Source organism: Chitinophaga polysaccharea (assembly GCF_902150045.1).
Classification (GTDB): Bacteria; Bacteroidota; Bacteroidia; order Chitinophagales; family Chitinophagaceae; genus Chitinophaga; species Chitinophaga polysaccharea_A.
The window spans coordinates 84,972-100,318 of the sequence record NZ_CABFVU010000006.1; the positions used below are offsets into that span (position 1 = coordinate 84,972).

Genomic DNA, 15,347 nt, shown 5'->3' on the forward strand with positions numbered 1-15,347 from the left:
GTCAGACAACCTCTGCAAACGCCGAAGGCGTTTAAATCAATATCCCCGCAATGGAAGCAGACATATAAGACGCCAGCGTACCGCATAACAGCGCTTTAAGCCCCAGTTTCGCCAGGTCCGACCTTCTGTCGGGGGCAAGCTCGCCAATACCGCCGATCTGCATACCTACGCTGCTGAAATTGGCAAAGCCGGCAATGGCAATAGTAACAATGGCAATGCCTTTAGAGGTCAGCACCGGAACGGTTTTATCAGTAAGACTTTTAAAAGCCACAAATTCGTTGATGGTGAGTTTTTGTCCCAGCAGGGTAGCTACGTTCTGCACATCTCCCTGTGGCACACCCATGGCCCAGGCCATTGGCATAAATACTTTTCCGAAAATCCAGTCGAGGCTGAGGCTAAAACTGGGATTGAAAATATGACCGATATGGATCAGGATCCAGTCGATCAGCGCAATAAAAGCAATAAACCCGATCAGCATGGCAATCACGTTCATGGCTATTTTAAAGCCATCGCCCGCGCCGTGTGAAATGGCGTCTATCACGTTGGTATAATTACTCTTTACTTCCATCTTTACGCGGCCCATGGTTACGCTTTCTTCTGTTTCCGGGAAAACGATCTTGGAGATCACCAGTGCGCCCGGCGCCGCCATAAGACTGGCAGTGATAAGGAAGGGCGCAATATGCAATCCTGCCTGCAGTCCCATGTTCACATACACCACCAGGATACCGCCCGCAATACAGGCCAGGCTTCCGCTCATAGATGCCAGGATCTCGCTCTTGGTCATACTCGATAAGTACGGACGGATCATTACCTGCGCTTCTACCTGCCCTACAAATGCGCTTGCCACATTGCTCAGCGCTTCCGCGCCACTAACACGCATCACGTAATTCATAGCCCGGGCAATTACTGCTACTACGCGCTGCATGATGCCGTAATGATACAAAACCGCTACCAGCACACATACCAGGATGATGGTAGATGTTACATTAAAAGCAAATACAAAACCACCGGCGGCGTAGTCCTTTAATCCCGTGCCATCCGGCTGGGATACGCCAATGCCACCATACACAAAGGCCGCGCCTTTACGGGCAAAGGCTTCCAGCTTCCCCATCGCATCTCCTACCCGTTGGAAGAACCAGGTAATAGGGGGCACCTTAAATACCAGGAAACCTATCAATACCTGTAAGCCAATACCACTGAATACCAGCCTGTAATTGATCTTACTTCTGTTGTTGGAAAATAGAAAGGCTATACCCAAAATAAGTACAATGCCTATGATGCCCTGAAAGCGTTCCATAAATGCAAATAAATCGTAAAATGTATGCAATGAAGCGACGAAGATAAGTTTTTTTGACGTGGTGCAGATAGTTGATCTTTCACTCATATAATTTTTCGAAAAAAATATATTTAGAAATGTATTTTTATTGCTTTCGCAATCGAATGATAAACCAAATGCAGCGTATTCACTATCGTTTAATCACCACGTTATGCATGGCTCTATTTGCCTGTGGACAAGGGAATCAGCCAAAGAACGGAGACAAGCACAGAAAAGATTCTATTGCCATGCGGGAGCAGTTTGCCACTTCACCCGTACTGGATGCCAAAGCAGCTATTGGCCAGATGCAGGTCGACAATGGCCTGGAAGTACAGCTGGTAGCCGCGGAACCTATGATAGTGGCGCCAGTGGCCATGTCGTTTGATGAGCGTGGCCGCATGTGGGTAGTGGAAATGACCGGCTTTATGCCCGATACCACCGGCACCGGGGAAGATAAACCAGATGGAAAAATAGTGATACTGGAAGATACCAACCGTGATGGCGTAATGGATAAACGTACCGTTTTCCTTGATTCACTGGTACTGCCAAGAGCCATATGCCTGGTAGAGAACGGGGTATTGGTAGCCACGCCTCCGCAGCTTTGGTTTATAGAAAATAACGGCGATAAACCCGGTAAGAAAACCCTGGTGGATGATCAATATGCCGCCGGCGGAAATGTGGAGCACCAGCCCAATGGCCTGCTTCGCGCAATGGATAACTGGATCTACAATGCAAAATCGGATAGGCGTTACCGTAAGGCAGGAAATAAGTGGTTAAAAGAACCTACCCATTTCCGGGGTCAATGGGGAATTACCCAGGATGATCGCGGCCGTCTTTATTATAATAACAATTCCGAAAACCTCCTGGGCGATTACTTTTCACCCGGTTTGGGCGGCACTAATCCCCTGCAGAATAATGCAGCAGGCTTCGACCAGAAAATAGTGCCCGATAACCGCACCTATCCCGCTCATCCAACGCCCGGCGTAAACCGCGGTTACCAGAAAGGTACGCTGGACGACAGCCTGCGCCTGGTAAATTTCACTGCGGCCTGTGGCCCGGTGATCTATCGCGGCAACCTGCTGCCTGCTGCTTATGCAGGCAATGCGTTTGTAGCAGAGCCCTCCGCCAACCTGATCAAAAGGAATATTTTGTCGGACAGCAGCTATATTGTGAAAGGCGTACAGGCCTACAAGGGAAAGGAATTCCTCGCCAGCACAGACGAGCGTTTCCGCCCGGTGGACCTGCGCACCGGTCCTGACGGGGCCTTGTACATCGCCGATATGTACCGTGGCATCCTGCAGCATAAAACCTACCTTACAGACTACCTGAAGAATGAAATAAAGATGCGCAACCTTACGCTGCCCCTGAACTGCGGCCGTATTTACCGGATCGTTCCAGCCGGTAGCAAGCCTCAGCCGGTAACGTTTGAGCTTACGCCTGCTTTTCTCGGTAAAATGCTGGGTAATGAAAATGGTATTTTGAGAGATAAAGCGCAGCAACTCATCATTGATCAGCACTTAACAGCCATGGCGCCCGAACTGCGGGCCATGCTCAAAGACGCTGCGCATCCGCTCACCCGGATCCACGCCCTCTGGACCCTGGAAGGATTGCACAGCCTTACCGCGGAAGATATCAGCTGGATCTGGCAACAAACAGACGCAGGTCTGAAGATGCAGGGGCTGGCAGCGTTACCGTCTGTATTGAACAGCAGCAGCATCAAAGCAACTGTAGCAGCGCTGGATTCTTTATCAAACAACCCTTACCTGGCGCCGGCGGTAACATATATATTACCGGCAATAGGCAAACTGGACAAAGCAGCGGCCACCCGCCTGGAAGATAAGATGATAAAATCGTATGCCCCTGACCGTTATGTGGCAGCTGCGTTGGTAAACAACGCCGCCAACAGGGAAGAGGCCTTATTGAAACAGGTAATTGCCTGGAATCCCGATACCGCACTGGTATTGCGCCGGCAGCTGCAACAAGTGCTGAAGAATATGGACAGTAAAGCCAATGCTAAAAAGATGGAAGCATTGCGGAAAGAACTGCCAAGAGGGTATAAGATCTTTAATACCGTATGCCAAACCTGTCATGGTAAAAACGGGGAAGGCATAGCCTCCATGGCGCCACCACTGAATGAAAGCAACTGGGTAAACGGCAATAAGAAAGCATTTATATCTATTGTATTATTCGGGCTCACCGGGCCGGTAGAAGTACATGGAAAAATGTACAAGGCGCCCGAAATAAACGGCGATATGCCGGGCATCGGCGCCAGTGATGAATTCAGCGACGCAGACATTGCACAGCTGCTCACCTTCCTGCGCAGCGCCTGGAAAAACAAAGCCGATAAAGTAACCGCTGCGGATATCCAGCAGGTGAGAAAGTTATATAATGGCCGCCAGAAGCCTTTCACAGCGGGCGAGTTAGCGAATTAACCTTTTGTTGTAAATAAATGCCTTATATTTGCCGGATACAATTATTTATTAATTGCGTCCGGCAAATTACATATTACCCATACTCAATACACCCCGTGCTTCCAAATGCACGTGCGGGTTCCTTTTGCCGTTCTTATCCTGCCCCAAAGACTTCAACAATTAAGCCCGGGCAACTTTTAGCATACAAAGTGTTGTACCCGGGAGGATAACTGCATCTGCGCAGATTTATTCCATTAGTATTTCCAAAACAATCTTATAAAATCAATTTTATGAATCATCGGATAGCACGATGGGCAGTTTATTTTTTATGCCTGTTGCTGGATGTGAGCGTGGCTGCAAGCCTTTATCGTGGTTATTTAAGCGGATGGATCTTATTACCTCTGGCTGCAGGCCTTACCCTGCTCACGATCTACGACCGGTTGCAGGGCAAACATGCGTTGCTGCGGAACTATCCCTTGCTGGGTCGGTTGCGTTACCTGCTGGAGCAGATAAGACCGGAAATGCGGCAGTACTTTTTTGAATCCGATACAGACGGGCGACCGTTCAGTCGCCGCCAGCGCGCAGTTGTATACCAGCGTGCAAAAGACGTAAAACAGACAGTGGCATTCGGTGCGCTGGAAAATATGTATGAACCGGGCTATGAATGGGCCGCTCATACGGCATTTCCCACCAGGGTAAAACCGGAGTCGCTGAGAGTGAACATAGGGAACGAACAATGCAGCAAGCCCTATAATGCCAGCCTGCTGAACATCAGCGCCATGAGCTACGGCGCATTGAGTAAAACAGCGATCGCCTCTCTCAATGGCGGCGCGCAGATAGGCAATTTTGCGCACAATACAGGCGAGGGCGGGATCAGCCCTTACCACCTGCAACATGGTGGCCACCTTATCTGGCAGATCGGTACGGGTTACTTCGGCTGCCGGGATGAAAGCGGCAACTTTTCCCCGGACGTATTTGCAGCAGCAGCAGCCGAACCGGCTGTAAAAATGATTGAAGTAAAACTGAGCCAGGGCGCTAAACCGGGTAAGGGCGGGGTATTGCCGGCCGCCAAAAACACGCCTGAAATTGCGGGCATCCGTAAAGTAAAGCCGGGGGTAAGCGTATTATCGCCTGCAGGCCATACCGCCTTTAGCAATGAATACGAAATGCTGGTTTTCTTACAGCAGCTGCGTAAGCTTTCCGGCGGCAAGCCCGTAGGGTTTAAGCTATGCGTAGGGCGTGCCGATGAATTTGAGCGTATCTGCACAGCCATGATAAATACAGGTATTTACCCCGATTTTATCACAGTAGATGGAGCAGAAGGCGGTACCGGCGCAGCTCCGCTGGAATTCACGGATTCCATCGGTATGCCATTATATGATGCCCTGGCGCTGGTCGTTAACCTGCTGAAACATCACAAATTAAAGCAACATATACGCATTATTGCCAGCGGAAAAATAATTACCGGCTTCGATATCCTGAAAGTGCTGGCCATGGGAGCAGATGCCTGCTACAGCGCGCGGGGAATGATGCTGGCCCTGGGTTGTATCCAGGCGCTGCAATGCGACAGTGGCAACTGCCCTGTGGGCGTGGCTACACAGGATCCGCATTTGTACCAGGGTGTAAATGTGGCCGACAAAAAAGTACGGGTAGCCAATTATCACCGCAACACCATTGCCGCACTGGCAGAACTGATGGGGGCCTGCGGATTTGCTTCCGCGGAGAAGGTAGACCCTGCCGCCCTGTACAGGCGTGTAACCAGAACGGATATACGATCTTATGAAGAAATATATGCCCCGGACCATAACAGCAAAGCAGGCGCATTGTTGTACCCGGGGCCATCTGTAAACAACTGACATAAAACCCGGCTATCATGAAAAAGAAACAGATCATTGTGTCCCAACATGATTACGAAATCCTTAAAACCCTGTGCTATCATGCACCGGGTACGGACAAACTGAAAGAAGAGCTCGAGAGGGCCACTATCAGGAAAGGCAAGGTACCTGCCGATGTAGTGCAGGTAAACTCTACCCTGCGGTTCAGGGATGAGCGTAGTGGGGCTATCAGGAATGTACAGCTGGTATTGCCGGCTGCCAGCAATTTACAGCTGGGCAAATTATCGATCCTTTCTCCCATAGGCACAGCCTTACTGGGATACAGCACCGGTGATGTAATAGATTGGGAAGTGCCTGCGGGAAAAACGCAGCTGCACATACTGGATGTGGTTAATACGGAGGTAAACGTATAGAAAAGGCTATTAGTGTTAGCGATCAAATATGTATCAAAGCAAAAAAGCCCTGGCGTCTGCCGGGGCTTCCTTTTTTATTGATAAGTTATTTTATCGCCGTATTTGATATGATATTTATCGGAGAACCCACCGTTCACTTCCAGCACGTATTTCGCTTTTTTGAAAGAGGGAAGACTTTCCTCTGAAAGGGGAGTAGCATATTTCTGGATAGACACGATTTCCATATTATCTGCTATGTAAATAATATCAAGGGAGATGTAGGTGTTTTTCATCCAGAACGCGCGTTCCTCCATATCAGGGAAAATGAAAAGCATGCCCTGGTCGTCTGTCATAGATTTACGGTACATCAGCCCGTCGGCCCGCTGCTCGTCTGTTTGCGCCAGTTGAATATCGATTTTCCGCAGGGTATCAGCACCGGTTTTGGAAATGAATGCCAGGGTGCCCTGTTTTTTGAACTCAATGCCGTTGGTGGTTTCACCAGTAACTTCCGTAGTGGTTGCAGCAGCAGTTCCCGCATCGGAGGAGGCGGAACCGGTATTATTATTACTGTTGTTCTGGTGACAGCCGGCTACGTACAAACTGGCTATCAATATACATTTCAGGTGTAATTGCATAAGCAGTGATCCTATTTTGTGAGCAGTTCTTCATCTGAAAAGACCACGTCTGTATAATCTCTGATCTCGTTGTACACGGTATCTCTTTCCACGGGCCTTCTGCCCGCCTGCTTGATGAGCATGGTCAGCTGGGCGGTATTCATGGAAGGATTCTGTTCCTCCGCACCGGCCATAGAGTAAATTTTGGTAGTATCATCTATGGTGCCATCAAGGTCATTCACGCCGAACGAAAGGGTCAGCTGCGCGGTGTTTCTTCCCAGCATGGGCCAGTAGGCTTTCAGGTGGGGGAAGTTATCCATATATAGACGTGCAATGGCGTACAGTCGCAGGTCTTCCACGATAGAAGTTTCCGGGATATTGGACATATCATTGCCTTTATTACGGAATTTCAGCGGGATAAACGTATTAAAGCCGCGGGTTTCATCTTGCAGGTTGCGCAGGCGTTCCATATGGTCTATACGGTCGGCAAAGGATTCTATATGGCCATACAGCATGGTGGCGTTGGTATGCATGCCACGGTTGTGTGCTGCCCTGTGAATCGCCAGCCATCCTTCGGCATCTACTTTATCGTGGCATATTTTTGCGCGCACTTCGGGAGCAAAAATTTCAGCGCCGCCGCCCGGCATGGATTGAAGGCCGGCTTCGTTGAGTATGCGCATCCCTTCCTCTATGCTTACCTTGGCTTTGCGGAACATATAGTCCAGTTCCACGGCAGTAAACCCTTTGATATGGAGGTCCGGGCGATGTGCCCTGATCTTCCGAATAAGCTCCACGAAGAAGTCGAGCTGCATTTTAGGATGTACGCCGCCAACAATATGCACTTCCGTAACCGGTTGGTTATCGTACTTCTTAACGATGTCCATCATCTGGTCTATACTCAGTTCCCATCCGTCTTCCCTGTTCTTATACAAGCGGGAATAGGAGCAGAAGTGACAGGTAAATACACAAACGTTGGTAGGTTCAATATGGAAGTTACGGTTGAAGTAAGTTTTGTCGCCGTGCATCCGTTCCCGTACCAGGTTGGCTAATGCACCTACAAGGCCGATATCGCCTTTTTCAAATAAGATCAGCCCTTCTGCGGGTGTAATTCTTTCCTGTTGGAGGATCTTTTCTGCTATACGCTTCAATGCTGCGTCCAGGTTGGGTTGCTGAAGGAGCGTCTGAACAGCCGGATAATCTTGTCTCATCGTCATCTTACTTTCATTAATTTAATGGTGTTGGCCCTGTTCCTGTAAATTAATTTTACAAAATAAACACCATTTGGCTCATTTACCAAATTAAAGGTCAGCCGGTTGCCTGCCCCGATGGCAGCTGCCGGGCGGCTCATAATAAACTGCCCCTGTACATTATAAATGGATACCTGTAAGAGGTCTTCCGGTACTTCCAGGAAAGTAACCCAAACAATGCCGTCTGTAGGGTTAGGGTTCACCATTATTCCTTTTTCGCGGAGTATCTGATTTACCGGCCTGGTAACGATATTTATATTATCAATATAGATATTATTCTCTGAATTTGAGATATTTCTGAAGGCTACCTGAAACTTTCCTTTATGGCTAATAGCGGTCAGATCTACTGAATCGCGGCGCCATTCCGCAGCGGTTGGGGTGAACTCTGTTTGTATGGCTGTTGGGCGTGTAATCAGGTCCCTGCCCCATTTGGAATAGAGGACCTGGCCTGTTTGGCGGCAATCGTTGGTAACAAGCACCTGCAGGGTATCCCATACGTTCCCGGAGGTGGCCGGGTCGGTATACACGGCGGCCGCCACATCAAAGAAGAGGAACACCGAGTCGGCGCCCAGAGGATCAATTACGGGTGTAATGAGATCATCCGTTTGGTCGTTGGTATTGTATCCAAGGTTGCGTACCAGGGCCGATGCGCTACTGTTCCTGCCTACATTACGGATGCGTTCCCAGGTGAAGCTGTGGTCGGGGTTGTAGAGGTCCCAGCCCGGTGGCGGGAAGCTGTCGTCTTCAAAACCTTCTTCAAAAGGTAGGATGGCTTCTGCGTCATAACGGAAACGGGTATTCGCGGTATCGTTGGTAATGTTGCCATCGGGCTGGCCGTTGGGCGATTGCGTATATGCTTTCAGGTTATAGTTCCCTATGACCACACTGGAGGAAGGCAGCGTAACCGTGGTTTGCTGCAGGCTGGCCAGGGAGCCTGTCCAGTCGTAAGCTGTAAGGGCGCCGCTGTTCACCTGGTACCAGATCTTCACGGTGGTGAGGGTATTGGCGCCGCGGTTGCGCAGGGTAACCACTGGCGTAATATGGTTATCACATATTTTGCCACCGGGCGTATTGATGCTTAGCAGGGAGGCGTCGTTATCTGCCATGGAAGGGGGCACGCAGCCGTTGGAGTTGATGAGGCTGGCGGTAATGTTTTCCAGTACATAGCGCATACGGTCTACCTGTCCGGTTGTGAAAAGATGCATACAGGCATCATCGGTATAGTCCATGTAGTTCATGAACATGATACCGGGTGCGGTACGGGTGCAGTTATCGAGCCTGGGAAAAGTGGGGCATCCGTAGGTATTATCGCCCTGCAGGGGGGTATCTGTGATACCGTCATCAATATCGCAGGTGCCATTGTCATCTCCCCAAACGTGTTTTAAGCCGAAATAATGGCCTATTTCATGGGTAGTGGTTCTTCCGAGGTTGTAGGTAGCCCCAACACTGCCGGTAGTGCCAAAAGCGGTGTATTGCACCACTACACCCTCCTGTTCCACGGGGTAGCCGGTGCCCGGAGGGGCGGCCACGCCGAGATAATTGCCGGAAAGGCGGGTGACCCATATATTAAGGTATTTGCTGTGGTCCCAGGCATCGGAGCCACCAGCACTGTTGTACTTGGCGTCGGCTGCGGCGTTGCTGATGGAAAAGCTTTGGCCGGCAGCAGTTTGCACCCTTATAATACCGCTGGTGGGCTCATCGCCGGGTGTTCTTTGCGCCAGGCAGAAGTTAATGCGGCTGTTGCCAATGAGGGATTGCCATACGGAGGGCACCTGGGAAATATCAGGGTTCAGGGCGTTATAATCGCGGTTCAGTACATCTATTTGTGTGGCTACCTGCGCATCTGTTACCAGCGCGGGGTTATCCAGCACTATATGTACCACCACGGGAATAGTTACTGTTTGCGGGATCGCTTCCACGCGGGCGCGGAGCTGCTGCCGTTGCTGGCCCAGCATCATCCGGGCTTCATTATCCGTTATAATTTTCTGAAGGGAAGGAATTTCTTTTACCCGCTGCTGCAATGCTTCGGCGGTGCCGCACTTGCGTTGAGCGATGGCTGTGGTGCAGTAAAAAAAGGTAACCAAGGCAAGGAAATAGTGACGCAAAAAGGTAAATTTTGGTTTGAAGATACGCGAATTTTGTCTTGGAACACTGATTACGATGATTATGACGATTACTTCGATTTTATTTTAAAAACCTGGTAAATCTTAAGGAAGATATGAACAGATATACATGTTTTTATCTTCCCTGATTATTTTAAAACTAAAAAACAGCAACGTCCAAAATAAAAAATCAAGCTAATCAAGCTAATCAGTGTTCCAGGACAAAATCCGCGCAAAAAAAACGCTCCGGAACACCCCGGAGCGCTTTCAAACTCAGTTTTTATAAAAATTACATATTGGCCTGTATTTTTTTATCCAGTACGGATTTAGGCACAGCGCCTACCTGTTTGTCAACAACCTGACCGCCTTTTACGAAAAGGATAGCAGGGATACTGGTGATACCGTAATTTACAGACAACTGTGGGTTCTGGTCCACATTAACCTTTCCGATATTTACTTTACCTGCGTAGTCTTTAGACAGTTCTTCAATTACAGGACCGATAGCGCGACAAGGGCCACACCATTCTGCCCAGAAGTCAATAACAGTTAATTTATCGGAATTCAGAACTTCCGTTTCAAAGTTCGCATCAGTGATTTCTAAAGCCATATTCTTTGATTTTAAAAAGTTTTATTTAACGATTGTTTTGATTTTTATGATTTGTATTATTACGATCAAATCTTGATCCGAGTGCAAATTACTGCATTTCTGACATCTTACTTATTGATTATCTCTATATACACATCGATATCCGGCTGTTTATAAAGGAAACCCGCCAACTCGTCATTCATTTCGATATTACGGTTAAAGGTATGCAGTTTTGCCTGGGTTTGATCGTCGCGGTCGGTCAGGTGTACGTGCAGCACACTATTGCCCGGGTAACGGTTGATATTGTCTGCCAGGAAATCGACTGTTTCCCGGTTAATGAACTTAGGCATGGTGTTCAGAAACACTTGTTTGGTATGGGTTTTCTTCACTTCCTGTAACAGCTGGATGCTACTTACTTTAAACTCATACTCATTATCATTGAACCGTTTGGATTTGAAACCACCATTGATAAACAGGCAAAGACCCGGTTTCAGGTAAGGGGCAAAGCGGATAAAATCTTCACTCCATAAAGCAAATTCAAACTTACCGGTATAGTCTTCTATGGTCATTACGCCAAATTGACGGTTATTTCGGGAAATCCTTTCCTGGGCGCTGGTAATATATACCGCCAGGCGGAAATTGCGCTCCCTGGCCCGGCCTCCGGAACCGCCCGGCTGGGATATTTCGGCCTGGTATTCCACCAGTTCCTGTACTGAGTTCATGTGGTAATGCTTCAGCTCAAAGCGGTAATCATCCAGGGGGTGACCGGAAATGTAAATACCGGTGATATCCCTTTCGTTGTTAAGCTTCATGATCAGCGGCCATGGATCACAGTTAGGAATCTTGGGCGGTTCTACATCGGGCAGGTCGTCTGCACCGAAGAGGCTGCCCATATTGGAAGAGCCAGCTGTTACCTGCTGCCCGAACTTAACAATCCTGTCCAGCCCGGTAAGGGGTTCACCTTCCGGTTTATGGAAGTATTGAGCACGGTGTAATTCGGGGAAGCTGTCGAAAGCGCCGGACATCACCAGGGCTTCGAGCGATTTTTTATTAACTGCACGCTGGTTTACGCGTTTGATAAAATCGAAGATGTTTTTGAAAGGGCCATCCTTTTTGCGTTCTTCCAGCAGGTTTTCGATAGCGGCTTCACCCACGCCTTTCAAACCACCCAGGCCAAAGCGTACCTGGCCCTGCTTGTTTACGGCGAAACCTTTGAAAGATTCATTCACATCGGGCGGCAATACGTCGATGCCCATGCGTTTGGACTCTTCCATGAAGAAGGTGATCTTTTCAATATTGCTGGCGCAGTTCAGTACAGCGGCCATATATTCGGAAGGGTAGTGGGCTTTCAGGTAGGCGGTTTGATAAGCCACGAAAGCATAGCAGGTGGAGTGGGACTTGTTGAACGCATAGGAGGCGAACGCTTCCCAGTCGGTCCATACTTTCTCGCACACCTTAGGATCATGTCCGTTTTGGGCGCAACCTTCCATAAACTGCGCTTTCATCTTGTTCAGTACCGCGATCTGCTTTTTACCCATCGCTTTACGCAGTACATCCGCATCTCCTTTGGAGAAGTTAGCCAGTTTCTGGCTCAATAGCATCACCTGCTCCTGGTATACCGTGATACCATAGGTATCGCTGAGGTATTCCTCCATTTCGGCGATATCGTATTGCACCGGTTCCAATCCGTGTTTACGGCGGATAAACGAAGGGATGTACTCCAGTGGTCCCGGACGGTACAGGGCGTTCATGGCGATAAGGTCGTCGAACCTATCGGGTTTCAGCTCCCGCAGGTATTTCTGCATACCTGGCGACTCGAACTGGAACGTAGCGTTGGTTTCACCTTTCTGGTAGAGCTCATATGTTTTGGCGTCGTCCAGCGGGATATTGTCGATCTCGATGGAGATACCATGGTTCTGGCGGATCAGTTCCAGCGCACCTTTGATGATGGTAAGGGTTTTCAGCCCCAGGAAGTCCATCTTGATTACGCCGGCAGATTCAATAATGCTTCCTTCAAACTGGGTTACCAGCAGGTCGGAATCCTTTGCGGTAGATACAGGGATCAGGTCGTACAGGTCCTGCGGGGCGATGATGATACCAGCCGCATGGATACCGGTATTACGTACGGAGCCTTCCAGTACGCAGGCTTCACGTAGCACTTCTCCCTGGAGGTCGTCCCCTTTGATAAGCTCCCGCAGTTTTTTTACGTTCTCAATATCTTCACCGGCGAGGCCTTCTTTATCGGCGAGGCTTTTTTCACCTTCAAGGGGAGCATTGAAAATGCGATCCAGCTGTATGCCGGGTTTATCCGGTACCAGCTTGGCAAGCGTATTGGATTCCACCAGGGGGAGGTCCATTACACGGGCCACGTCCTTGATACTCATCTTGGCGGCCATGGTACCATAGGTAATGATCTGCGCTACCTGGTTGCGGCCATATTTCTGTACTACGTAGTCAATTACTTTCTGACGGCCCTCATCATCGAAGTCCGTATCAATATCGGGCATGCTCTTACGTTCCGGGTTCAGGAAACGCTCAAACAGGAGGTTATATTTGATGGGGTCAATATTGGTGATACCAATACAGTAGGCTACCGCCGATCCTGCGGCTGAACCACGGCCCGGTCCGATAAATACGCCCAGCTCACGGCCGGCTTTGATGAAGTCGGCCACAATAAGGAAGTAACCGGCAAAACCCATGTTCTCGATTACCTGCAGCTCAAAGTTGATACGTTCTTCAATATCGGCGGTCATTTCCAGGTACCGGGAACGCGCGCCTTCGTAGGTAATATGGCGCAGGTATTGGTCCTGTGTAATAAATTCTTTGGGAATAGGGAAGTTGGGCAGCAGGATATCTCTTTTGAGATCCAGCAGCTGTACCTTATCTACAATTTCGTTGGTATTATCAATGGCCTGCGGAAGATCATGAAAGAGGGCCGACATTTCTTCCGTTGTTTTGAAATAGAACTGGTCGTTATAAAAAGCAAAACGCCCTTTCTTGCCACCTGCGCTGTCGTCGTCGGAAAATTCCTTGTTGGTAGGCGTACTTTTTTTCTCGCCCGTATTAATACAGAGCAGGATATCATGCGCGTTGGCATCGGCCTGGTCTACATAGTGAGAATCGTTGGAAGCAATCACCTTTACATTGTACTTCTGCGCAAAGCGAAGCAGTACGGCGTTTACCTGTTCCTGTTCGGGAATACCGTGGCGTTGTAATTCCACGTAATAATCTTCCCCGAATATGTCCAGCCACCAGCGGAATTCTTTTTCTCCTTCCTCTTCACCGTTACGGAGTATGATACGCGGCACGGAGGCGCCGAGGCAGCAGGTAGTGGCAATAAGCCCTTTATGGTATTGTAATACGAGCTCTTTATCAATGCGGGGATATTTACCGTACAATCCTTCCATGTAACCCAGTGAACAAAGTTTGATGAGGTTGCGGTAGCCTTCATCATCTTTTGCCAGTAACACCTGGTGATAACGGATATCTTTTTCTTCCCTTGTAAAGGCCCTCTTGTGGCGGTTTTCCACTACATAGAACTCACATCCTACGATAGGCTTTACTTTCAGTCTTTTATCTTTAGGATCGCCGGGATTTAATTTATTATTGTATGCTTCTGCCACAAACTGGAATGCACCAAACATATTACCATGGTCGGTAATTGCCAGTGCAGGCTGATTGGAAGCCATCGCTTTTTTATAGAGCGATTTAATATCGGCTGCCCCATCCAGTAAGGAGAATTGGGTATGAACGTGTAAATGGGAGAAAATCATCGGCTAATCTGTTTCGTCAAGCGACAAAAGTAATGTAATTCGCGTAAAGATCGCCTTCGGCGATGCGGATTTTGTCTGACTCAGGATTAAACTGATTACGCTGATTACACTGATTTGATTTTAGAATGATTTTTAAAAGATCTGGCGAGATCTAAGCGAAGGTATCCGCTTAAATCTCCCCAAATCATTTTAAATCCAAAGTAATCCAATCAGTGTAATCAGCGTAATCAGTTTAATCCTGAGTCAGACAAAATCCGCGTCAGACAAAATTTGCTTATCGCCGAAGGCGATAAGCAAATTCCACATTTGTAAATCCCTATATATTTGTATTTTAGCGAAAATTTAGCCAGACGCTTATGATCAGAGTAAAGGGACACCTGCTTGTGAAGTTATCGATATGTGCATTATCGCTCAGTTCCTGCGCTTCATTAAAAAAAGGTACTGCTAAAAAACAAACCAGCGTACCAGCTACCGCTAATAATAACCGGGTTGAATTTATAGATGGCATTGCCACCAAACGTCCTGTCCGCAACATCTCCCGCGAAAATAACAGGGATATCAGCATCAGCAGGAATATTACCAGGGGCAGCGCCAACCTGGAAAATGCGCAGAGCTGGCAATTCAAATATGCGCAGCTGCTGGATGTTGCCGTGGAAGATGTATTGAACCAGAAACTGTATAGTTTTATAGACGACTGGTACGGCACACCTTACCGGCTTGGTGGTAAAACAAGAGACGGCATTGATTGCTCAGGATTCGTGAATACTCTCATGAATACTGTATTCCAGATGGGCCTTTCCGGTAACTCTGTAGACCTGTATTCACAGGTGAAGAAAGTAAAATCACAAGATCTGCATGAAGGCGACCTGGTGTTTTTCAGGATCCGTCATAAACGGATCTCCCATGTGGGCATCTACCTGGAAAACGATAAATTTGTTCACGCCTCCACCAGCGCCGGCGTCATGATCAGCGATCTGAATGAGCCCTACTGGAAACGTTATTTTGCCGGCGGAGGACGACTATAGCCACTTCTACACATTTGTTTTATTGTTATTTTTATACGATTTTTACC

10 protein-coding genes are annotated in these 15,347 nt (G+C 48.5%); 4 read left to right on the forward strand and 6 right to left on the reverse strand.

Going from position 1 to position 15,347, the window contains the following annotated elements; genetic code table 11:
• Nucleotides 1–31: 31 nt before the first annotated feature.
• Nucleotides 32–1,297, reverse strand: coding sequence for a NupC/NupG family nucleoside CNT transporter (locus tag FN124_RS30315; RefSeq protein WP_142688557.1), 1,266 nt, complete (start codon nt 1,295–1,297; stop codon nt 32–34).
• Nucleotides 1,298–1,491: 194 nt separating this feature from the next.
• Here FN124_RS30315 and FN124_RS30320 point away from each other — a divergent pair, with 194 nt between their 5' ends.
• The 3 genes from FN124_RS30320 (at nt 1,492) to FN124_RS30330 (ending at nt 5,974) form a co-directional block, all read left to right on the forward strand.
• Nucleotides 1,492–3,747, forward strand: a complete 2,256-nt coding sequence (locus tag FN124_RS30320; RefSeq protein ID WP_142688558.1) for a DUF7133 domain-containing protein — start codon at nt 1,492–1,494, stop codon at nt 3,745–3,747.
• Between the two features lie 269 nt (nt 3,748–4,016).
• Nucleotides 4,017–5,582 carry an FMN-binding glutamate synthase family protein gene (locus FN124_RS30325; protein WP_142688559.1) on the forward strand — a complete coding sequence of 522 codons (1,566 nt, stop codon included), beginning with the start codon at nt 4,017–4,019 and terminating at the stop codon, nt 5,580–5,582.
• A gap of 17 nt (nt 5,583–5,599) precedes the next feature.
• Nucleotides 5,600–5,974: a GreA/GreB family elongation factor gene (locus tag FN124_RS30330; protein ID WP_142688595.1), complete on the forward strand. Its 375-nt coding sequence runs from the start codon at nt 5,600–5,602 to the stop codon at nt 5,972–5,974.
• 74 nt (nt 5,975–6,048) lie between these two features.
• Here the strand turns inward: FN124_RS30330 and FN124_RS30335 are convergent, their stop codons facing one another.
• The 5 genes from FN124_RS30335 to dnaE all read right to left on the reverse strand — a co-directional run bounded on the left by FN124_RS30335 (nt 6,049) and on the right by dnaE (nt 14,275).
• A complete protein-coding gene (locus FN124_RS30335) occupies nt 6,049–6,588 on the reverse strand; it encodes a DUF192 domain-containing protein (RefSeq protein WP_142688560.1) in 540 nt (179 codons plus the stop codon).
• Nucleotides 6,589–6,599: 11 nt separating this feature from the next.
• Nucleotides 6,600–7,781, reverse strand: a complete 1,182-nt coding sequence (mqnE, locus tag FN124_RS30340) for an aminofutalosine synthase MqnE (RefSeq protein ID WP_142688561.1) — start codon at nt 7,779–7,781, stop codon at nt 6,600–6,602.
• The gene (locus tag FN124_RS30345; RefSeq protein ID WP_142688562.1) at nt 7,778–9,919 is read right to left on the reverse strand and encodes a M43 family zinc metalloprotease; all 2,142 of its coding nucleotides are present in this window, start codon (nt 9,917–9,919) and stop codon (nt 7,778–7,780) included. Before FN124_RS30345 ends, mqnE begins: the two co-directional genes overlap by 4 nt.
• A 286-nt stretch (nt 9,920–10,205) precedes the next feature.
• Entirely contained in the window at nt 10,206–10,523 is a 318-nt protein-coding gene (gene trxA, locus FN124_RS30350) for a thioredoxin (protein ID WP_079472839.1), read from the reverse strand.
• A gap of 107 nt (nt 10,524–10,630) precedes the next feature.
• Complete coding sequence (gene dnaE / locus FN124_RS30355) at nt 10,631–14,275, reverse strand: DNA polymerase III subunit alpha (protein WP_142688563.1); 3,645 nt, start codon at nt 14,273–14,275, stop codon at nt 10,631–10,633.
• Nucleotides 14,276–14,631: 356 nt separating this feature from the next.
• On the opposite strand from dnaE, the gene FN124_RS30360 reads away from it, so the two are divergent.
• Complete coding sequence (locus tag FN124_RS30360) at nt 14,632–15,300, forward strand: C40 family peptidase (RefSeq protein WP_142688564.1); 669 nt, start codon at nt 14,632–14,634, stop codon at nt 15,298–15,300.
• Nucleotides 15,301–15,347 lie beyond the last annotated feature (47 nt).

Bases quoted from the DNA above. Each gene is read 5' to 3' on its own strand.
- FN124_RS30315 (WP_142688557.1), bottom strand. From the start codon at position 1,297: ATGGAACGCTTTCAGGGCATCATAGGCATTGTACTTATTTTGGGTATA.
- FN124_RS30320 (WP_142688558.1), top strand. From the start codon at position 1,492: ATGGCTCTATTTGCCTGTGGACAAGGGAATCAGCCAAAGAACGGAGAC.
- FN124_RS30325 (WP_142688559.1), top strand. From the start codon at position 4,017: ATGAATCATCGGATAGCACGATGGGCAGTTTATTTTTTATGCCTGTTG.
- FN124_RS30330 (WP_142688595.1), top strand. From the start codon at position 5,600: ATGAAAAAGAAACAGATCATTGTGTCCCAACATGATTACGAAATCCTT.
- FN124_RS30335 (WP_142688560.1), bottom strand. From the start codon at position 6,588: ATGCAATTACACCTGAAATGTATATTGATAGCCAGTTTGTACGTAGCC.
- mqnE (WP_142688561.1), bottom strand. From the start codon at position 7,781: ATGACGATGAGACAAGATTATCCGGCTGTTCAGACGCTCCTTCAGCAA.
- trxA (WP_079472839.1), bottom strand. From the start codon at position 10,523: ATGGCTTTAGAAATCACTGATGCGAACTTTGAAACGGAAGTTCTGAAT.
- dnaE (WP_142688563.1), bottom strand. From the start codon at position 14,275: ATGATTTTCTCCCATTTACACGTTCATACCCAATTCTCCTTACTGGAT.
- FN124_RS30360 (WP_142688564.1), top strand. From the start codon at position 14,632: ATGATCAGAGTAAAGGGACACCTGCTTGTGAAGTTATCGATATGTGCA.